Here is an 18,758-nt window from a genome sequence, read left to right as displayed (position 1 = left end):
GAGGAAACGCGATGGCAGTTACCCCACCGCCGCCGAGCGACGGGCCCGGAGGCGGCAGCGTGCGTCACCACGGAGGGCTCCGAGAGGCGGCTCGAACGACGCGCAGCGGCGCGAAGGTCCGGGAGCTGGATGTCGGCACCGCACCGACCCGCTATGCGCGGGGATGGCATTGCCTGGGTCTGGCCAAGACATTCCGGGACGGCAAGCCGCACGCGGTGAACGTCTTCGGCACCAAGCTCGTCGTCTGGGCCGACAGCAACGGTGAACTGCGGGTGCTCGACGCCTACTGCAGGCACATGGGCGGCGATTTGAGCATGGGCGAGGTCAAGGGCGACGACATCGCCTGTCCGTTCCACGACTGGCGCTGGTCGGGGACCAACGGCAAGTGCACCGCGATTCCGTACGCGCGCCGGGTGCCTCCGCTGGCACGCACCAGGAAGTGGACCACGCTGGAGCGCAACGGCCAGCTGTTCGTCTGGCACGACCACGAGGGCAGCCAGCCGCCGCCGGAAATCACCATTCCGCACATCAAGGGCCCTTACACCGACGCGGACGGCAACCCGAGCGAGCAGCTCGACAGCGGGTGGACCGACTGGACCTGGAACTCGATGCTGATCGAGGGCGCCAACTGCCGCGAGATCATCGACAACGTCGTCGACATGGCCCACTTCTTCTACATCCATTTCGCCTTCCCGACGTACTTCAAGAACGTCTTCGAGGGGCACATCGCCACCCAGTTCCTGGAGACCAAGGGCAGGCCGGACATCGGCATGGCCTCCAAGTACGGCGGTGACACGCTGCTCAAGTCCGAGGCTTCCTACTTCGGACCCTCGTACATGATCAACCCGCTGATCAACATCTACAGCGGTTATGAGGTCAAGAGCGTCCTGATCAACTGCCACTACCCGGTCACCCAGGACTCCTTCGTCCTGCAATGGGGCATCACGCTGGAGAAGCCCAAAGGCGTCGAGGGCGAGATGGCGACCAAACTGGCGGAGAAGATGACCGAGGGCATCAGCGTCGGCTTCCTGCAGGACGTCGACATCTGGAAGCACAAGTCCAAGGTCGAGAATCCGCTGCTGTGCGAGGAAGACGGGCCGGTCTACCAGTTGCGTCGCTGGTACGACCAGTTCTACGTCGACCTGGCCGACGTCACCGAGAAGATGACCCAGCGTTTCGAGTTCGAGGTGGACACCACCAAGGCGAACGAGGCGTGGGAGGCCGAGGTCGCCGAGAACCTGCGGCGCAAGCGCGAGTCCGAGGAAGCCGAGGCAAGCGTCTGATGTCGGCCACCTGGGCGAAGGCACCCGATTTCGCCGACCAGCCCGCTCGGCGAGCCGAAGTGCGCGCCCAGACGGTGGTCGACCGACAGCGGTATCTGGAGGACGGCCTGACCCCGCTGCGGTGTCAGGCCTGCCAGAGTCAGGTGCGGGTGCGCAAGAGCAGCACGCATCAGACCTCGGTGCAGTGGACCGGCAACCCGGCCGAGCGCTGCCCGGTTTTCGCCGAACTCAGCGCGAGCGGCCACGGGCCGGGCCGTCCTGACTCGTGTCCGAACCTCGAGCGCACCATCGCCTGGGCCGTGGACGAGGGCGTGCTCGAAATCCCCGATTAGGCGGGATATCGCAGGGCGGTCGGCGCGGATCGGTTTGCCCGCCGATCGCCCTCGCGGTGACCGTGCTGTCGCGGGCCGATCGTGCTCGGGCTACGTTGACGGGAACAAAAAGGACCTTCGTGCCGGAACGGACCACGTCCGATCCGGCGCCGTAGGAGGGAGTTCCCGTGATGCTGGTGCGGCATCTGGACTGCGCGACCATGTGCCCGGTCGGCGGGCGCGCGCTGCTGGGCAGCGGTGGGCTGCTGACCGGCGGCCTGGTCGGCCATTGCCTGCTCGTCGAATCCGAGGACGGACTGGTCCTGGTGGACACCGGGTTCGGCATGGCCGACGTGCTCGACCGCAGCCGGCTCGGTGCCGGTACCGCGCAGTTGCTGCGACCGCGGCTGCGCCCGGAACTCACCGCGCTGCACCAGATCCGCGGACTCGGCTATCGGCGCGAGGATGTCCGGCACATCGTGCTGACCCATCTCGATATCGATCACGCCGGCGGGCTGTCCGACTTCCCCGACGCGACCGTGCACGTCTTCGCCGACGAACTCGACGCGGCAACCCAGCGCCCCACCCTCGGGGAGAAGTTGCGTTACCAGCCGCGCCAGTGGGAGCACGGCCCGCGCTGGCTGGCCCACGAGACCGGCGCGGACACCTGGTTCGGTTTCACCGCCGTCCCGGTGCTCGAGGACATCATGCTGATCCCGCTGGTCGGGCACACCCGCGGGCACAGTGGCGTCGCGGTCCGGCAGAGCGACGGGTGGTTGCTGCACTGCGGTGACGCCTATTTCCACCACCGGCAGCTTGCGGCGGGAAGGGCGCGCCCGCCGGTCGGGCTCGGCGTCTTCGAGATTCTCGCCGGCACGCTGGGGCGAGCGCGGGTGGAGAATTTGGAGCGGCTGCGCACCCTGCGCGCCGACCACGGTGACCGGGTGCGAATGTTCAGTGCGCACGACCCGCACGAACTCGCCCAATTCGCCACCGTGCCGGTGCGCTGAACCCGCTCAGTCCAGCCGGAAGTCCGCGAAGTCGAATCCCGGCGCGACAATGCAGCTGACCAGCACGTATTCCGTGCCCGCCGGTCGTGCCGACTGGCTGACGCCACCCGGGACCACCGCCTGGAGCGCCTGACCACGCTCCAGGTCGGGGCCGAGGATCACCACCTCGCCGCCGATGTCCAGCGCCAGCGGTCCGCCGCGATGCCAGAACCACAGCTCGTCGGAGCGCACGGTGTGCGGGGCGGACTGCTCGCCCGGCAGGAGCAGGAAATGGATCGCCGTGGCGGCGGCGCGCGCGCCCGGGTAGCCGTCCGGCGTGAACTCCACCGGGCTGCGCCAGGTTTCGCGATACCAGCCGCCCTCGGGGTGCGGCGCGAGATCGAGTGCGACGGCGAGCGGCGGTCGATTGTCGGTCATCGTTCGACTATGCCCGATCGCCGTCGCCGCTCAGCTCTCCTCGATCCGCCAGGTGATCCCGAAAGGAGTCAGCGCGTCGAGGAAATCGGCCGCGTCGAACGCCTCGGCGGCCGCGAGCGCACCCGCCGCGGCAGCGCCTTGCGCAAGCCGGACGGCCGTCTCCACCGCCATCAGCGCGGAATCGCGGTAGGAGTCGACGCCGCTGAGCACGCCGCGGACGTGGTGTCCGTCCGCGCCGAATACGTCGACGACGAGGTCGTAGCGCAGGTCCGCGCTGGGCGCGTCGGGCAGCGCGTCGATGAGTTCGGCGGTGAAGCCGCTGAGCGTGTCGAGGATCGAAGTGGCGAGGACGCCTTCGACGTACGCGACGTCCGAGTGCCGGGGGATCGTCAGCACAGGAGGCTGTGGGAATTTGGCGACTTCGGTCGGCTCGGTGTGCCCGGGGAAGGTCATTTTGTCGTGGCGTGCGGCAGCGCCGGTGCGCAATTCGCCGTCGGCGTAGTGCCAGCCGCCGCCGCGGAACCAGTCCAGGCTGGCGAAGACCGTCTTGGCGCTGCCTTTGGAGCCGTTGCCGCCGCTCTTGCTCAGGTGGCTCAGCACCACTTCGGCCGGGCCGGCCACCCGGCGCGTGGTGAGGTGGGCGAGCAGGTCACCGGGGAGATTGCTGTCGGTGATGCCGGATACCACGGTGACACCCGCAGTCGCGGCGCGCGGCCCGAATTCGTCGAGGACCCGCTTCAGGAAAAGTTGCTCGCCGGACATGTCGGTGTAGTGCGCACCGGCTTCGATCGCCGCGGCGAGTACCGCCGAGCCGTGCTCCACGTAGGCGGGCAGGCTGCTGATCACCACGTCGGCTCCGGTGAACGCGGTGACGAGGGCCGCGTGGTCGGTCAGGTCGGCCACCCGTATGTCGGCGTCGGGCAGGTCGACCGCATGGGCGGCGGCACGGATGCGATCGGCATCGCGGCCGACCAGGATCGGGGTGAGGTGGCGGCGGCGCAGTTCCGCGAGCAAGTAGCCGCCGGTGTGTCCAGTTGCCCCGTAGACGGCGATGGCGGGGGTGGCTTGGGTCGATGTCATGTAAACGAATCTATTGACGATAAATGAGTATTCCAATGCCTTAAAAGCTTGATCCTTTGTCTCAAACTCTCACACAGCGAGTGCTACGGTGAATCGTGGACATTCTCAGCGAGGCCATCGCGGCCATCCGCACCGGCAGTCCCACCTCGGGCCTGTTCATTCGGCACGCTCCGTGGGGTCGCCGCTATCCCGTAGTGCCCGGCGCGGGTTTCCACGTCGTCTTGCAGGGTTCCTGCTGGGTGGTGCCGCCGAACGGCGATCCGATGGCGCTCGGCGCGGGGGATGTGTTGTTCATGCCGCGCGGGGCCGACCACGACCTGGTCGACAGTCCGGACAGCCCCGTCACCGAGACCGCGCTGCCCGGCGAGCCCAGGGAGATCGCGGGGCCCGGCGTCCGTACCGCGCTGCTGTGCGGTGCCTACGAACTCGGCCGCGGGCGTAGCCATCCCATCCTCGACGAACTGCCCGAATTCATTCATCTGCCCGCACGTCCGGGGCGTCATCCGGCGTTGCGCGGCGCCGTCGACCTGCTCGCCGCGGAGATCGCCGAGCCACGCCAGGGCAGCGACGCGGCCGTGCCCGCGATCCTCGAGACGTTGCTGCTGTTCATCCTGCGCGCCTGGTTCGATGAGCAGGCCGATGTGCAATCCACGGGCTGGGCAGGCGCTTTCGCCGACCCCGCCGTAGCGGCGGTACTGCGCGCCGTGCACGAGGAGCCCGCGCGAGCATGGACCGTCGCCGATCTCGGTGACATCGCGGGCGTCTCCCGCGCGACCCTCGCCCGCCGCTTCACCGCGACGGTCGGCGAACCGCCACTGGCCTACGTGACCCGCTGGCGCATGCTCACCGCCGCCCGACTGCTCCGCGACACCGGCAGCGGCCTCGGCGCCGTGGCCCGCCGGGTCGGTTACACCTCCGAATTCGCCTTCGCGAAAGCCTTCAAGCGCGAATACGGCTTGGCGCCAGGGCAATACCGCCGCGCGGGCGACAACACACCCCTGATCGCGGTCTGATCCGGCGCCGGACCACCTTCGGTCTTCTGCGCCATCGATACCGGTGGCCGTCTCGTCGTCGAGCCCGCGCTGCGGGTGAGACACGAGGTGACGGCCGGTCTGCGCAGCGCTGAGGGATTGGGCGGCCTGCCCGGCGCGGACCCGGGGTTGCCGCGCAGACCTGCCCCGTCGTGCGCGAACGATCAGACGGGCTGTCGCCGACCTCAGCTGAACGGCGAGTGGGGGCGTTCCTGGAGTTCACCGTCCACGTAGATGTCGACCTTCTCGTTGTAGAAGCAGACCAGCCCGGCGACCTTTTGGCTTTCCGGAAGCGGCGTGCGGTAGCCCCACACGTAGTCGGAATACTCCTTGCCCTCGACGCGGACGGTCCAGTAGTCGGCGGTGCCCTTGTACGGGCAGCTGGTGTGGGTGGCCGACGGGTGCAGCAGGTCCATCCGGACATCGGTCATCGGCAGGTAATACCGCGCGGGCAAACCGGTTTCGAAGAGGATGCGCGGCGCCCGCGAGTCGGCGACGGTGACGCCGTCGATCTCCACCCGCACATGCCGTGAACTGGCCAGGATGTCGACCCGAGAGTACGGGTTGCGCGGATGGACGTAGATCGGCTCGTCTTCCTCGAACCACTCGTCCATCGCGTTCCATTCCAACCGCACCAGTTCACGCAATTCGGTGAGCGGCGAGTCGTGATATCGCAGCGCCGCACCGCCCGCCGTCGTGCCGTCGACCATGACGTCGTAGACGGTCGCGTCGCCGCGGCTCGTGGAGTGCTGGGTATGTCCGTTCGGCTCGAGCTTCGCGCGCAGATCCGCGACCGGCAGATAGTAGGCGGGGTAGTGCGGGTTTTCCCACACGAGCACCGGTCGCACGCTGTCGGCCACGAGGTGCCCGCCCAGGTAGACGCGCACCCGCTTCTGGCTGGTCTCGACGCTGACGCGGCCCCGCTTCGCTTCGGTCATATTTCTCGACCGTACTCCTCGCACCGGTAGGCGCCAGGGGTGAAAACGACACTCCGAGCCGCCTTCGATGTGCCGTCGGATCAGTCGTCGCCGACCGTGATGGCCTGGGCTTCCTCGACGCTGTGCGGCGCGGGATCGTGGTCGTCGAGGTGGGCCAAGGCGGTGCGCCCGGCCATCAGCACGACCACCGCGGCGGCGGTGCATGCCGCGCCCACCCAGAACGGCAGCGAGATGCTGTGCTCGCCGAGCTTGCCCGCGAGATAGGGCGCCGCGGCGCCGCCCGCGAAGCGGACGAAACTGTAGGCCGCCGAAGCGGTGGACCGCTCGACCGGCGCCGAGATCATCACGGCCTCGGTGATCAGCGTGTTGTTCACGCCGAGGAACAGGCCCGCCAGCACGGTGCCCGCGATCAGCACCGGCTTGTGTTCGGCGAACACGGCCATGATCGCCAGATCCGCCGCGAACAGGCCCAGCGCGAGTCCCATCATCGGCAGCGAACCGAACCGGCGCTGCAACCCGGGAGCCAGGAACACCGACGCGATCGCCAGCAGCACACCCCAGCCGCAGAAGATGAAACCGATCGCATAGGTGCCCATGTCCAGCGGGAACGGGGTGTAGGCGAGCAGGGTGAAGAAGCCGAAGTTGTACAGCAGGGCGGTGATGCTCACGATCAGCAGTCCCCGGTGGCGCAACGCGCGGAACGGCGCGGCGATCGAGGTGCGGTGCGCCGGTTCGGGGCCTTCCGGCAGCAGGACGACGATGCTGACCAACGCGACGGCCATCAGCGCCGAGACGCCGAAGAACGGTCCGCGCCAGCTGATGCCGCCGAGTACGCCGCCGACCAGCGGCCCGGTCGCGATGCCGATGCCGAGCGCCGCCTCGTACAGGATGATCGCGCGAGCCACGCCGCCGCTGGCCGCGCCGACGATGGTGGCCAGCGCCGTGGCGATGAACAGCGCGTTGCCCAGACCCCAGCCCGCGCGGAAGCCGACGATCTGCTCGACCGTATCCGACATCCCGGCCAGCGCCGCGAAGACGATGATGATCGCCAAGCCCGCCAGCAGCGTCTTCTTGGCGCCGAAACGACTGGACACCACGCCGGTGATCAGCATGGCCACGCCCGTGACCAGCATGTAGCTGGTGAACAACAGCGACACCTGGGACGGTGAGGCGTGCAGTTGTTCGCCGATCGGTTTCAGAATGGGATCGACCAGGCCGATGCCCATGAACGCGATCACGCTCGCGAACGCGACCGCCCAGACGGCTTTCGGTTGCTTGGTGTCGTCCGCGGCCGTGACCGTGGCGCGGGTGGGAGCCGAAGTGCTCATCACTGTCCCCTCGGGATCGGATCGTGCTGTCGCGTAGCCGTTTTCAAGGCCTCCAGCAGTGCGTGTAGTTCGGTGTCCAGCCGCGCCAGGCGTTCGTCGTCGAAGCCTGGAAGGTGTCCGCCGATTGCGGCGGCGAATGCGCGGCGGAACTCGGCCAGCCGGGTCCGCCCGGCCGGGGTGAGTTCGACGATCACGGCCCGGAAGTCTTCCGGGTCCTTGCGCCGGGTCGCGAAGCCTTCCGTGACCAGCTTGCCGATCAGCGCCGTTGCCGCCGGCTGTGAACATCGGTCGATCCTGGCGAATTCGCTGACTCGCAGCGCGCCGTGTTCGTCGAGCACCGCCAGTGCCCGCAACATCGCGCGCGGCAGGTCGTCGCCGCTGATCACCCCGGCCAGCCGGGTGAGTCTGCCCGCGGTGACGAGAAGGTCGACGACGATGTCATCCGCTGTGGTCACCTGAGCTTGCTGCACAGGAATATTATTACATAAGCTAACTATCTATTGGGGGTGAAGCCGGCCACACGATCCGAAGCGAGGTGCCGTAGAGCGGACGGCTCCACGGAGGCTGTCGCGGTGAAGCCGGGCCGGCGTCGAAACCATTGCCTGGCGACTCGATCGAGTAGGTCAGGCCGTTTCCTCGTAGCGAATGTCGTACTTCGCGGCGATCGGATTGATCTTCACCGGGTCCAGCGCTCCGTCGGTCAGTGCCTCCGTGCCGGCTTCGAAGAGGTCCTCGAGGTAGCACTCCCAGTCGCCGGGTGAGGAGATCTGGAGCACCCGTGGCGGCGGCTGCGATCCGCAGCGCAGCGCGTGCGGCACGCCATGTGGCAGCAGTACGAACATGCCTTGGGTCGCGGATAGCGTCCGATCGTCGAATTCGACGTCGAGCGTGCCTTCCAGAACGTAGATGCATTCATCGGCGACATGGTGTGTGTGCCGGGGGATGTCGCGCGCGAGGGTCACCTCCAGTAAGGAGAACCTGCCTTCGGTGTCGGCGGTGGTGGCTTTCACCGCGAACGCGGGCGGTAACGGTACCCGCCCGGGCCGTACCTCGCCGGGGTGCAGGACGTGGAAGCGATTGTGGGACATGAACTGATACCCTTCGATGACAGTAATCGGAATCGGATTCCGGTTCCGCTTGAAGCGTAAACACGGAAGGATCGCCGGTGTCAAGGCCACCCTCCCCCCGTCCGCGGCGCGCCGACGCCACACTCAACCGCGCCCGCATCATGGCTGCGGCTCGCGCGCTGTTCGCCGAGCGCGGCAGCGCGGTGCAACTGCCCGAGATCGCGCGCGCCGCCGGAGTCGGTATCGGCACCGTCTACCGCCATTTCCCCACCCAGGCCGACCTCATCGAGGCCGCGGCCGCGCAGCGCTTCGCCGAGATCGAGGAATTCGCCCGTACCGAATGCCTGCGGGCCGAGCCGGGGCAGGGGCTCGCACGCTATTTGCACCACGTAGGCGAGGTGCTGACGGAGGATCGAGGCTTGTCGGCGGCCATCGAGGCAGCGCGGCAATCGGCCGGCAGCGAGCCGCGTGGCGAATCACGCAGCAGGCTCGAAGAGGTGATCGGCGAGCTGCTCGAGCGGGACCGGGCGGCGGGAACACTGCGCGACGACTGCACGGTCAGGGACGTCTACATGATCGTCGGCGCGTTGTCCGCGACCATCGGAAGCGGTAGCGGCGATTGGCGCCGACTCGTGCAGATCGTTCTGAACGGGTTGCATCCCCGGGCTCTCGGACACTCGGGCAGGTGACCGGGTCAGCTGGGGACTATGTTGGCGTTGCGGTGGAAGACATTGCCCGGATCGTAGCTGGCCTTGATGTGGGCCAGCTTCGCGTATTTGGTGCTTCCGTAGGATTCGCGGACTCGGTCGCGGTCCGCGTCCGCCATGAAGTTCACGTACCCGCCGCGGTTGGAAGCCATGGGGCGCAGCGCTTCCCATGTTCTGCGCACCCAGTCCCGGTCGAGCGCGAGCGTCTCGGCGTCGGGAGCGATCGCGCTGATATTGCACCCGTAATGCGGGGTGCGCGCGCCACCGAATGCCGTGTCGTCCTCGCCGACGGTGCTGAACGCGCCGCTGAGCGGGAAGATCGGCATGAATGACAGCGGCGAGGTCTTCTCGGCGGCGTTCGCGGTCAGGGCCGCGATGACGTCGTTCGAGAAATCACCCAGGTCCAGCGCCTTTTCGTATCCGTGCAGACCCCACGGCGCTGCGCCGTCGAGCATTCGCTGCAACCCCGCATACGGAATGGGGCTGAGGAATTCGAACAGCGGTGGCAGTGCTTCGCGGATCGGCGCCACCGCGGCGGTGTGCTCCTCGGCTGTGCCGAAACCCGCGACGATCAATGCGTGGCCCGCTCGGCCGTGGTACCGCTCCGGGACGAAAGGCGCGGGCGGCGCCGACATCGCCAGCGCTATCAACGCTCCCGACCGTCGCGGCAGCGTGGGAATGAACTCCCGGATCAGGCGGAGTGCGGCGGTCCCATCCGGCATGTCCCAGAAGAACAGGCCGAGGTGGATTTCCGGCCCCACGCGATGCAGGCGGTACTCGAATTCGGTGACCACGCCGAAATTGCCGCCGCCTCCGCGCAGTGCCCAGAACAAATCCGCGTTCTCGGCTTCGGACGCCCGCATCACCTGGCCGTCGGCGAGAACCACCTGTGCCGAGACGAGGTTGTCGATGGCAAGCCCGGCCATGCGGGTCAGCCAGCCCATGCCGCCGCCGAGGGTGAGGCCGCCGACTCCGGTGTCGCTGATCACCCCGCCGGTCACCGCCAACCCGTATGCCTGAGTCGCGGCGTCCAGGTCCGCCATCGTCGCTCCGCCGCCGACCCGCGCTCGCCCGGTTTCCGGATTCACCCCGACGCCCTTCATGGCGCTGAGGTTGATCATCAGGCCGCCCTCGCCGACCGCGGTCCCGCTGTAGGAGTGAGCTCCGCCGCGGACGGATATCTCCAGTCCGCGTTCCCTGCCGAAGGCCAGCGCCGCGGCCACGTCACCGGGCGACAGGCACTGGGCGATCACAGCGGGATGCCGGTCGATGTCGCCGTTCCAGATGGCGCGTGCTCCGTCGTACCCGGCGTCGGTAGGGCCGAACACCGGCCCGTCCATGGTGGACCGTAATGCCTCGAGATCGGAATTCACTGTTTGCGTCATGGCATCCTCCCGGCTGGTGGGCCCCGACGACTTGTTGGGTGACGAGTCGGCAGTTCGACTCGCGACGGCACCGATCCCGACCTGCGGTGCCACTCGAAAACGCATCCCCGCCTATGCGCATGTGGCGCATGTCACATCTTAGTTCATCGGTTCAGCAGCCGTCAGCCACTCGGCACAGGGCGCACCGTCGATCCGGACCGGTGCGCCGCCGCCGGGCTCAGGCGGGCTGCGTCACCGGACGGTGCGCTGCGCCGAACAGTTGCGCATCCCCGTGGGCCCGCTTGAAGAACAGATGCGCGTCGTGTTCCCAGGTGATCGCGATGCCGCCGTGCAGCTGGACGGTCTCGGCCGCGATGGCGGTGAGCGCCTCCGAACAGTGCACGCGAGCGGCCCACACGTCTTCGGCGGCCGACGGGCTGTCCGCCGCCACCGCCGCGGTCGCCGCGACCGACGCCGACCGGGCCGATTCCAGCAGCACGTACATGTCCGCCATGCGGTGCTTGAGTGCCTGGAAACTGCCGATCACCCGGCCGAACTGCACGCGGGACTTGGCATACTCCACCGTCGTCTCCAGACAGCGGTCGGCGGCCCCGACCTGCTCGGCGGCTACGGCGGCCCATGCGATGCGGCGCAGCCGGGCGACGGCCGCCGCCTGGTCGCCCGAGCCGAGCCGTCGCGCGCGCACGTCGGCGAAATCGACTTCGGCCAGCTTGCGGGTGGGGTCCATGGTGGGCGCGGATCGCCGGGTGACGCCAGCCGCGGTGGGCTCGACCTCGAACAGGCCGGTCCGGGTGACGACGACGAGGGTGTCCGCCGACATCCCGTCGAGCACGTAATGCGTGGTCCCGTTGAGGGCGCCGTTCGTCTCGTGTACGCCCGGTTCGTCCCAGCCGCGCTCGTCCGCCCAGCAGAGCGCGATCGTGCGCGTGCCCTCCGCTACCTCGGGCAGTAGCCGCGCGCAGGCTTCGGCGTCGCCCGACAGCAGCACGGCCTGCGCGCCGAGCACGGCCGAGCCGAGCATCGGAACTCCGGCGAGCGTGCGTCCCAATTCGCCCACGACCAGCAAGGATTCGACCAGACTTGCGCCGAAGCCGCCGAACTCCTCGGGAATCGCCAGGGCGGCGACCCCGATCTGCTCGCACAGCAGCCGCCACAGGGCCGGGTCGTAGCCGAGTTCGGTGTCCATCGCGGCGCGCACCGCCGCCGAGCCCGCGTGCTTGGTCAGCAGCGCCCGCACCGAGGCGAGGAATTCCTGATGTTCGTCGGTGCTCATCGGTGTCCTTTCGCGCATGAGCGGGAACACTCCGTGGTCACGTCTCGCTGTGTCCTGCGGGACCGACCGCTCGTGCTGTGTCTGTTTCCGGCATGCGCTGGGCCCCGCGTGGTTACGCTTCGCTGCCTTCTCCGGGCCTGATTACCCGTGCTGTGTGGCCTTTCGGCAGTGGCCCGACCGCTCATGCGATGCCTCGCGCGGCGCGATTCGAGTCGGTGTCCTCCCGCAGTGCCCGTGCGATCCGGGCACGATGCAGATCCGGCGTGCCCCAGGCCGAACGCAGGGCGGTCACCTTGGTCAGCCACAGGGAGAGGTCGTACTCGGCGGTGTAACCGATCGCGCCGTGCACCTGGAGGGCGGCGCGGGCCGCGCGGTAGGCGGCATCGCCGCAGGCGATCACTGCGGCCGACACGTCCCGGCTCCGAGTTGTCTCGGTCATGGTCAGCGCCGCCCGGTAGAGCAGGGGTTCGGCCAAGTCCAGTGCGATCAGCACGTCCGCGAGCTTCTGCTTCACGGCCTGGAATTCGCCGATCGGCTTGCCGAATTGCTTGCGTTGCTTGGCGTATTCGGTCGACGCGTGCAGCAGAGCCTTCCCGGCGCCGAGGAGCTGAGCCGCGCAGGCCAGCGCGCCGGTGTCGAAACCGGCGGCCACGGCCGGGCGGACCTGATCGCCCTCGGCGACGGTCTCGGCCGCGGCAACCGCGAACAGGCGGCGGGCGGGATCGACCGATCGCACCAGGCCGGTGCGGTGGCCGATGGCCAGCTGGTTGTCGCCGGCCAGCAGGACCACCTCGGCGGTGTCGGCGTCCAGCGCGACGCCGGGGCCGGGCGGCGCGAAGGCGATGGTGCCCAGCGCCGCGCCCTCCGCGAAGCCGGGCAACCACCGTGCCGCCAGATCCTGGTCCGGAAGCGCTTGCAGCAGGGCCGGAATCGCCGCAGCGGTCTCCACCAGCGGTCCGGGCACGGCTGCCCGCCCCAGCTCCTGGAACGCCACGACCAGGTCGATCGGCTCGGCGCCGATACCGCTGTGCTGCTCCGCGACGGCGAGGCCGAGCACACCGGCATCGGCCAGCTGCCGGATCAGCGCGCGACCCGGCCCGCTGTCGCCCGACGCCCACGCGCGCACGGCGGCGGGCGCACGGCCCGCTTCCAGCAATTTGCGCAGGCTGGCGCCGAAATCGAGTTGTTCGGGGCTGAGCGCGAACCTCATCGGCTGCTTCCTCTCGGTAGTCCGAGCAGCCGCTCGGCGATGATGTTGCGCTGGATCTCGTTGGTGCCCGCGTAGATCGGGCCGGACAGCGCGAACAGGTATCCGTCGGTCCACGGCCCGGAACGCTCCGCGGATGTGCCGAGCACGTCGAGCGCGGTCTCGTGCATGGCGATGTCCAGCTCGGACCAGAACACCTTCGTGATCGACGATTCCGCGCCCAGCTTGCCGCCCTCGTCGAGGCGGGTGACCGTGCTGAACGTGTGCAGCCGGTAGGCCTCGCTGCCGATCCAGGCGTCCACCACGGCGTCGCGCTGCGCGGTGTTGTGCTCCGCGCCCGTCTCGCGCCACAGCTCGATCAGCCGCCGCGCGGTGGCGCTGAACCGGCCGGGGCTGCGCAGCGAGAGGCCGCGTTCGTTGCTGGAGGTGCTCATCGCCACCCGCCAGCCCTCGCCGGCTGTGCCGATCACGTCGCGGTCGGGCACGAACACGTCGTCGAGGAAGATCTCCGCGAAGCCGGGTTCGCCGTCCAGCTGCGGGATCGGGCGTACCGAGACCCCGTCGGCGGTCAGCGGGAACATGACGTAGGTGAGGCCCTTGTGCCGTTCGGCTTCGGGATCACTGCGGAACAGCCCGAACGCCCAGTCCGCGAAGGCGGCGCGCGAACTCCAGGTCTTCTGGCCGCTCAGCAGCCAGCCGCCGTTGGTGCGCCGGGCCGTCGAGCGGATACCGGCCAGGTCGCTGCCCGCTTCCGGCTCCGACCATGCCTGCGCCCAGATGTCGTCGCCGCGCGCCATCCGCGGCATGATCCGCTCCAGCTGTTCGGGCGTGCCGTGTTCGAACAGCGTCGGCGCCAGCAGGAATATGCCGTTCTGGCTGACCCGGCCCGGCGCGCCCGCCGCGTAGTACTCCTGCTCGAACAGCACCCATTCCAGCAGCGAGGCGTTGCGTCCGCCGAACTCCTCCGGCCACGCGACCACCGAGAGCCGGGCGTCGGCGAGGGTGCGCTCCCACGCGCGGTGCGCCTCGAATCCGGCCTTCGTGTCCATCGAGGCCAGTGGTCGAGCGGGTTTGTTCGCGGCGAGGAATTCGCGGACCTCCCGCTGGAATTCCTGGGTCGCCTGGTCGAGATCCAGATCCACTACGTCGTTCCGTTCTGTTCTGCGGTGCTCGCGGAGGCCTTCATCGACTTGGCGTTCATGCCGCCCAGCGAGTCGGCGCCGACTTCGGCGTTGTGCGCGTGCGCGAAGTGGTGCAGCCCGAAGACCGAGTCCATGCCCGACCGCATGCCCATCAGGTCCTCGGCCTGGTTGACCGCCTTCTTCGTCAGCGCGAGACCGAACTGCGGCATGGTGGCGATCTTCTCGGCCAGCGCCAACGTCTCGGTCTCCAGCTCGGCGCGGGGCACCACTCGGTTGACCATGCCCCATTCCTTGGCCTGCGCGGCGTCGAACCGGTCGCCGGTGAACAGGAATTCCTTGGCCGCGCGCGGACCCATCACCCACGGGTGGGCGAAGTACTCGACGCCCGGAATGCCCATGCGGACCACGGGATCGGAGAAGAACGCGTCGTCGGAGGCGATGATCAGATCGCACACCCAGGCCAGCATCAGTCCGCCCGCGATGCAGGCGCCCTGCACCATGGCGATGGTCGGTTTCGGAATCTCCCGCCAGCGCCTGCACATGCCGAGGTAGACCTCGAGTTCGCGGGCGAAGCGCTGATCGCCGCCGGCCCGGTCCACGTGGTCCCACCACAGCGCCGCTTTGTTCTGGTATCGCACGTGGTGGTCGCGGCCGGGCGTGCCGATGTCGTGCCCGGCGCTGAAGTGTTTCCCGTTGCCCGCCAGCACGATCACGCCAACCTCGGGGTCCTCCACCGCGCGCTCGAAGGCGGCGTCGATGGCGTAGGTCATCACCGAGTTCTGCGCGTTGCGGTAGTCCGGCCGGTTCAGCGTGACGATCGCGACGCGTCCGCGCCGCTCGTAGGTGACCACTTCACCTTCGTCCGGGATCGCCGGACCCTCGTTCGCGGTTGCCGGTTCCGACATTACGACTTCTCCTCACGTAGTTGACGCTTGAGCACTTTCCCGGCGGCGCTGTAAGGCAGCTGGTCACGGAATTCGACGACTCGCGGCACCTTGAAGTTGGCCAGCACGGTCGCCGCGTGGGCGCGTACCTGGTCCTCGGTGAGCGCCGAGCCGGGCTTGCGCACCACGTACGCCTTGCCCACCTCGCCCATCCTGGTGTCGGGCACGCCGACGACCGCGGACTCGGCCACGCCGTCCAGCCGGGCCAGCGCCTGTTCGACCTCGGCCGGATAGACGTTGAAGCCCCCGGAGATGTACATGTCCTTGAGCCGGTCGGTGATCTTCAGATACCCGCGCTCGTCGATCGTGCCGATGTCGCCGGTGTGCAACCAGCCGTCGGCATCGATCGTCTGCGCGGTGCTGTCCGGGTCGTCGAGGTATCCCAGCATCACGTTCGGCCCGCGCAGCAGGACCTCGCCCGCCTCGCCGAGACGCAGCTCGAAATCCGCGATCGGCCTGCCGCAGGTGTTCGCGATGGTATCGGCGTCGTCCTCGACGCGGCACATGGTGCCGAAGCCCGCGCTCTCGGACAGGCCGTAGGCGGTGATGACGACGTCGAAGGCCAGCTCCGAGCGCATCCGCTCGATCAGCACGACCGGCACCGTCGCCGCGCCGGTGACGGCCACCCGCAGCGAGCTCAGGTCGAATTCGGCGCGGCGCGGGAAATCCAGGATCGTCTGGTAGATCGTCGGCGGGCCGGGCAGCACGGTGACCCGCTCCGCGCCGATCAGCCGCATCGTCTCCGGCACGTCGAAGGTGGCCTGCGGGATGATCGTGGCCCCGGTGACCAGGCAGGCGAGGATGCCCGCCTTGTAACCGAAGTTGTGGAAGAACGGGTTCACCACCAGATACCGGTCGTCGCCGCACAAGGTGGCGCACTCGGCCCAGGCCCGTACCACCGACAGCGCCTGCCGGTGGGCGACCAGCGTGCCCTTGCTGCGGCCGGTGGTGCCGGAGGTGAACAGGATGTCGGAGATGTCGTCGGGGCCGACCGACTCGGCGCGCTGCTCGGCCTCGGCCACGCCGACCGGCGCGGCGACGGTCGCGAGCTCCGACCAGTCCAGCGCGGCGATGTCGGTGTTCTCGGTGCCCGGCTCGACCGGGATCACCACCACCGTGTCGATGGCCAGGTCCGCGGCGGTCGCGCGCAATTCCGCCAGCCGGTCGCGGCCGAGGAACGTCCCCGCGATGAACAGCGCCTTCGCGTCCACGCGCCCGAGCACGTCGGCGGCCTCGTCGGCCACATAGCGGGTGTTCAGCGGTACCAGTGCCGCTCCGGCGTAGTGCGTGGCCAGCGCGGCGACCACCCAGTGGTGCGTATTGGGCGCCCACATGGCCACGCGGTCGCCCACCCGCACGCCACGCGCGATCAGCGCCCGCGCCACTTCCTGGACCGCCTCGAGCAAGTGGGTCCAGTCCAGCCGGACCTCGCCGTCGGCGATCGCCGGGGCATCGCCGAAGGTCCGAGCGGCGTGGTGCAGTGCCATCGGTGTCGTCTGTGCAGGGGTTGTCACGGTTGTCCTCACCGTCCGCGAGTCACTTATGCGTGTGCTCTACAAAGCAAGTGCTTGGTAGGTTATCCTACCGGCGTGGGTGCGATCCAGACCTCAGAATCCGACACCGCCGCTCCGGACGGGCGGTTTTCCGCCGCGCAGGACGAGCGATTCGCCGCCGAAGTGCGCGAGTGGCTGGAGGAGAACCTCAACGGAGAATTCCGCGGGCTGCGCGGCCTCGGCGGACCCGGCCGCGAACACGAGGCGTTCGACGAACGCCTGGCCTGGGATCGCCACCTCGCCGCGGCCGGGTGGACCTGCCTTGGCTGGCCGAAGGAGTACGGCGGCCGCTCGGCCACGGTGCGCCAGCAAGTGATCTTCCACGAGGAGTACGCCAAGGCGAACGCCCCCGCGCGGGTGTCGCACGTCGGCGAGGAACTGCTCGGCCCCACCCTGCTCGCGTTCGGCACCCAGGCGCAGAAGGACCGGTTCCTGCCGGGCATCCGCAATGTCAGCGAACTGTGGTGTCAGGGCTATTCGGAACCGGGCGCGGGCTCCGACCTGGCCGCGATCACCACCGCCGCGCACTTGGACGGCGACGAGTGGTCGATCAACGGGCAGAAGATCTGGACCTCGCTGGCGCACGTCGCGGACTGGTGCTTCGTCGTCGCCCGCACCGAGCGCGGGTCCGCCAGGCACAAGGGTTTGTCCTATCTCTTGGTCCCGATGAAGCAGCCGGGCATCGACGTGCGCCCGATCATCCAGCTGACCGGCACGTCGGAGTTCAACGAAGTCTTCTTCGACAACGCCCGCACCGCGGCCGACCTGGTGGTCGGCGAGCCGGGTGACGGGTGGCGCATCGCCATGGGCACGCTCACCTTCGAGCGCGGCATCTCCACTTTGGGGCAGCAGATCCGGTTCGCCCGGGAACTGGCCGACATCGAGGCATTGGCGCGCCGGATCGGCGCGGCCGAGGATCCGCTGATCGCCGACCGGATCGACCGGGCCTGGGTCGGCCTGCGGGTGTTGCGCGCGCACGCCATGCGCACGATGGAGGGCGCGGGTGTGGACGACGGCGCGGGCCAGGCCTCGGTGGGGAAACTGCTTTGGGCCAATTGGCATCGCGGGCTCGGTGAGCTGGCGATGGCCGTGCTCGGCGCTCGCGGCCTGGTGACGGGCGAGGACGATCTCAACGAATGGCAGCGGCTGTATCTGTTCACCCGCGCCGACACCATCTACGGAGGTTCGAACGAAGTGCAGCGCAACATCATCGCCGAGCGCGTGCTCGGTCTACCGCGCGAGGCGCGTCCGTGACCGGCCCGCTGTCGGTCGCCCCCGCGCCTGTTCCGGGGCACGGCCTGCTGACCGGACGCGCCGCCGTGATCACCGCGGCCGCGGGCACCGGCATCGGCTCGGCCACCGCGCGCAGGCTGCTGGCCGAGGGCGCGGACGTGGTGGTCTCCGACTGGCACGAGCGACGTCTGGCGGATACCGCGGCCGAGCTGGCCGGTGAGTTCCCGGACCGGCGGGTCGCCTCGATCGCCTGTGACGTGCAGCGCACCGACCAGGTCAACGCGCTGATCCGCGGTGCCGCCGAGGCCCTCGGGCGGATCGACATCATGGTCAACAACGCCGGGCTCGGCGGGGAGACGCCCGTGGTCGACATGACCGACGAGCAGTGGGATCGAGTTCTCGACATCACCCTGAACGGCACCTTCCGGTGCACCCGCGCCGCTCTCGGCTACTTCCGCGACGCGGGGCACGGCGGCGTGATCGTGAACAACGCCAGCGTGCTCGGCTGGCGGGCGCAGCACGGCCAGGCGCACTACGCCGCGGCGAAGGCGGGCGTCATGGCGTTGACCCGATGCAGCGCGATCGAGGCCGCCGAACTCGGCGTACGGATCAACGCGGTGGCCCCGAGCATCGCCAGGCACGCGTTCCTGGACAAGGTCAGCTCGACCGAGTTGCTCGATCACCTGTCGGAGCGGGAGGCGTTCGGCCGCGCGGCCGAGCCGTGGGAGGTCGCCGCGACGATCGCCATGCTGGCCAGCGACTACACCACCTATCTGACCGGCGAGGTGGTCTCGATCAGCAGTCAGCGCGCCTGAGCGCGTGCGTTTCCCGGGCTCGTCCGCTCCGCGC

At 69.0% G+C, this 18,758-nt stretch carries 19 protein-coding genes; 7 read left to right on the top strand and 12 right to left on the bottom strand.

Annotation, left to right across the window (positions count from 1 at the left end):
• The first annotated feature begins 11 nt into the window (after positions 1-11).
• The 3 genes from ACFU5M_RS16200 (at position 12) to ACFU5M_RS16190 (ending at position 2,604) form a co-directional block, all read left to right on the top strand.
• Positions 12-1,283 carry a Rieske 2Fe-2S domain-containing protein gene (locus ACFU5M_RS16200; protein ID WP_379049403.1) on the top strand — a complete coding sequence of 424 codons (1,272 nt, stop codon included), beginning with the start codon at positions 12-14 and terminating at the stop codon, positions 1,281-1,283.
• A complete protein-coding gene (locus ACFU5M_RS16195) occupies positions 1,283-1,615 on the top strand; it encodes a hypothetical protein (RefSeq protein WP_379049401.1) in 333 nt (110 codons plus the stop codon). Before ACFU5M_RS16200 ends, ACFU5M_RS16195 begins: the two co-directional genes overlap by 1 nt.
• 170 nt (positions 1,616-1,785) lie before the next feature.
• Positions 1,786-2,604 (top strand): MBL fold metallo-hydrolase, encoded by an 819-nt coding sequence (locus ACFU5M_RS16190; protein ID WP_379049398.1) that lies wholly within the window; start codon positions 1,786-1,788, stop codon positions 2,602-2,604.
• A gap of 6 nt (positions 2,605-2,610) precedes the next feature.
• On the opposite strand, the gene ACFU5M_RS16185 is transcribed toward ACFU5M_RS16190, so the two are convergent.
• Both ACFU5M_RS16185 and ACFU5M_RS16180 read right to left on the bottom strand, forming a co-directional pair.
• Positions 2,611-3,021 carry a cupin domain-containing protein gene (locus ACFU5M_RS16185; protein WP_379049395.1) on the bottom strand — a complete coding sequence of 137 codons (411 nt, stop codon included), beginning with the start codon at positions 3,019-3,021 and terminating at the stop codon, positions 2,611-2,613.
• A gap of 30 nt (positions 3,022-3,051) precedes the next feature.
• Complete coding sequence (locus tag ACFU5M_RS16180; RefSeq protein WP_379049393.1) at positions 3,052-4,101, bottom strand: saccharopine dehydrogenase NADP-binding domain-containing protein; 1,050 nt, start codon at positions 4,099-4,101, stop codon at positions 3,052-3,054.
• Positions 4,102-4,196: 95 nt separating this feature from the next.
• On the opposite strand from ACFU5M_RS16180, the gene ACFU5M_RS16175 reads away from it, so the two are divergent.
• Complete coding sequence (locus ACFU5M_RS16175) at positions 4,197-5,114, top strand: AraC family transcriptional regulator (RefSeq protein WP_379049391.1); 918 nt, start codon at positions 4,197-4,199, stop codon at positions 5,112-5,114.
• 203 nt (positions 5,115-5,317) lie between these two features.
• On the opposite strand, the gene ACFU5M_RS16170 is transcribed toward ACFU5M_RS16175, so the two are convergent.
• From ACFU5M_RS16170 to ACFU5M_RS16155, 4 genes are all read right to left on the bottom strand, one after another.
• Complete coding sequence (locus ACFU5M_RS16170) at positions 5,318-6,070, bottom strand: DUF427 domain-containing protein (protein ID WP_379049388.1); 753 nt, start codon at positions 6,068-6,070, stop codon at positions 5,318-5,320.
• An 80-nt stretch (positions 6,071-6,150) separates the two neighbouring features.
• Positions 6,151-7,398, bottom strand: a complete 1,248-nt coding sequence (locus tag ACFU5M_RS16165) for an MFS transporter (protein ID WP_379049385.1) — start codon at positions 7,396-7,398, stop codon at positions 6,151-6,153.
• Positions 7,398-7,853: a MarR family winged helix-turn-helix transcriptional regulator gene (locus ACFU5M_RS16160; RefSeq protein ID WP_379049382.1), complete on the bottom strand. Its 456-nt coding sequence runs from the start codon at positions 7,851-7,853 to the stop codon at positions 7,398-7,400. The genes ACFU5M_RS16165 and ACFU5M_RS16160 overlap by 1 nt, the downstream gene beginning before the upstream one ends.
• Positions 7,854-8,021: 168 nt before the next feature.
• Positions 8,022-8,486, bottom strand: a complete 465-nt coding sequence (locus ACFU5M_RS16155) for a cupin domain-containing protein (RefSeq protein ID WP_379049379.1) — start codon at positions 8,484-8,486, stop codon at positions 8,022-8,024.
• 77 nt (positions 8,487-8,563) lie between these two features.
• Between ACFU5M_RS16155 and ACFU5M_RS16150 the strand changes: the two genes are divergently transcribed.
• The gene (locus ACFU5M_RS16150) at positions 8,564-9,154 is read left to right on the top strand and encodes a TetR/AcrR family transcriptional regulator (protein ID WP_379049377.1); all 591 of its coding nucleotides are present in this window, start codon (positions 8,564-8,566) and stop codon (positions 9,152-9,154) included.
• Between the two features lie 5 nt (positions 9,155-9,159).
• On the opposite strand, the gene ACFU5M_RS16145 is transcribed toward ACFU5M_RS16150, so the two are convergent.
• From ACFU5M_RS16145 to ACFU5M_RS16120, 6 genes are all read right to left on the bottom strand, one after another.
• On the bottom strand, positions 9,160-10,557 hold the full coding sequence (locus tag ACFU5M_RS16145; RefSeq protein WP_379049375.1) for an FAD-binding oxidoreductase: 1,398 nt from the start codon (positions 10,555-10,557) through the stop codon (positions 9,160-9,162).
• A gap of 217 nt (positions 10,558-10,774) precedes the next feature.
• A complete protein-coding gene (locus ACFU5M_RS16140; protein ID WP_379049373.1) occupies positions 10,775-11,830 on the bottom strand; it encodes an acyl-CoA dehydrogenase family protein in 1,056 nt (351 codons plus the stop codon).
• Between the two features lie 181 nt (positions 11,831-12,011).
• Positions 12,012-13,040: an acyl-CoA dehydrogenase family protein gene (locus ACFU5M_RS16135; RefSeq protein ID WP_379049370.1), complete on the bottom strand. Its 1,029-nt coding sequence runs from the start codon at positions 13,038-13,040 to the stop codon at positions 12,012-12,014.
• A complete protein-coding gene (locus tag ACFU5M_RS16130; protein WP_379049368.1) occupies positions 13,037-14,179 on the bottom strand; it encodes an acyl-CoA dehydrogenase family protein in 1,143 nt (380 codons plus the stop codon). The genes ACFU5M_RS16135 and ACFU5M_RS16130 overlap by 4 nt, the downstream gene beginning before the upstream one ends.
• A complete protein-coding gene (locus ACFU5M_RS16125) occupies positions 14,179-15,084 on the bottom strand; it encodes an enoyl-CoA hydratase (protein WP_379049366.1) in 906 nt (301 codons plus the stop codon). Before ACFU5M_RS16125 ends, ACFU5M_RS16130 begins: the two co-directional genes overlap by 1 nt.
• Positions 15,084-16,637: a FadD3 family acyl-CoA ligase gene (locus ACFU5M_RS16120; protein WP_379049364.1), complete on the bottom strand. Its 1,554-nt coding sequence runs from the start codon at positions 16,635-16,637 to the stop codon at positions 15,084-15,086. The genes ACFU5M_RS16125 and ACFU5M_RS16120 overlap by 1 nt, the downstream gene beginning before the upstream one ends.
• A gap of 75 nt (positions 16,638-16,712) precedes the next feature.
• Between ACFU5M_RS16120 and ACFU5M_RS16115 the strand changes: the two genes are divergently transcribed.
• Both ACFU5M_RS16115 and ACFU5M_RS16110 read left to right on the top strand, forming a co-directional pair.
• Positions 16,713-17,930, top strand: a complete 1,218-nt coding sequence (locus tag ACFU5M_RS16115; RefSeq protein WP_379049362.1) for an acyl-CoA dehydrogenase family protein — start codon at positions 16,713-16,715, stop codon at positions 17,928-17,930.
• Entirely contained in the window at positions 17,927-18,724 is a 798-nt protein-coding gene (locus tag ACFU5M_RS16110; RefSeq protein WP_379049360.1) for an SDR family oxidoreductase, read from the top strand. Before ACFU5M_RS16115 ends, ACFU5M_RS16110 begins: the two co-directional genes overlap by 4 nt.
• Positions 18,725-18,758 lie beyond the last annotated feature (34 nt).

Origin of the sequence: Nocardia sp. NPDC057455 (assembly GCF_042802775.1) — a bacterium.
GTDB lineage: Bacteria > Actinomycetota > Actinomycetes > Mycobacteriales > Mycobacteriaceae > Nocardia.
This window is presented reverse-complemented; position numbering and strand designations above follow the sequence as displayed.

Bases quoted from the DNA above. Each gene is read 5' to 3' on its own strand.
- ACFU5M_RS16200 (WP_379049403.1), top strand. From the start codon at position 12: ATGGCAGTTACCCCACCGCCGCCGAGCGACGGGCCCGGAGGCGGCAGC.
- ACFU5M_RS16195 (WP_379049401.1), top strand. From the start codon at position 1,283: ATGTCGGCCACCTGGGCGAAGGCACCCGATTTCGCCGACCAGCCCGCT.
- ACFU5M_RS16190 (WP_379049398.1), top strand. From the start codon at position 1,786: ATGCTGGTGCGGCATCTGGACTGCGCGACCATGTGCCCGGTCGGCGGG.
- ACFU5M_RS16185 (WP_379049395.1), bottom strand. From the start codon at position 3,021: ATGACCGACAATCGACCGCCGCTCGCCGTCGCACTCGATCTCGCGCCG.
- ACFU5M_RS16180 (WP_379049393.1), bottom strand. From the start codon at position 4,101: ATGACATCGACCCAAGCCACCCCCGCCATCGCCGTCTACGGGGCAACT.
- ACFU5M_RS16170 (WP_379049388.1), bottom strand. From the start codon at position 6,070: ATGACCGAAGCGAAGCGGGGCCGCGTCAGCGTCGAGACCAGCCAGAAG.
- ACFU5M_RS16165 (WP_379049385.1), bottom strand. From the start codon at position 7,398: ATGAGCACTTCGGCTCCCACCCGCGCCACGGTCACGGCCGCGGACGAC.
- ACFU5M_RS16155 (WP_379049379.1), bottom strand. From the start codon at position 8,486: ATGTCCCACAATCGCTTCCACGTCCTGCACCCCGGCGAGGTACGGCCC.
- ACFU5M_RS16145 (WP_379049375.1), bottom strand. From the start codon at position 10,557: ATGACGCAAACAGTGAATTCCGATCTCGAGGCATTACGGTCCACCATG.
- ACFU5M_RS16140 (WP_379049373.1), bottom strand. From the start codon at position 11,830: ATGAGCACCGACGAACATCAGGAATTCCTCGCCTCGGTGCGGGCGCTG.
- ACFU5M_RS16135 (WP_379049370.1), bottom strand. From the start codon at position 13,040: ATGAGGTTCGCGCTCAGCCCCGAACAACTCGATTTCGGCGCCAGCCTG.
- ACFU5M_RS16125 (WP_379049366.1), bottom strand. From the start codon at position 15,084: ATGTCGGAACCGGCAACCGCGAACGAGGGTCCGGCGATCCCGGACGAA.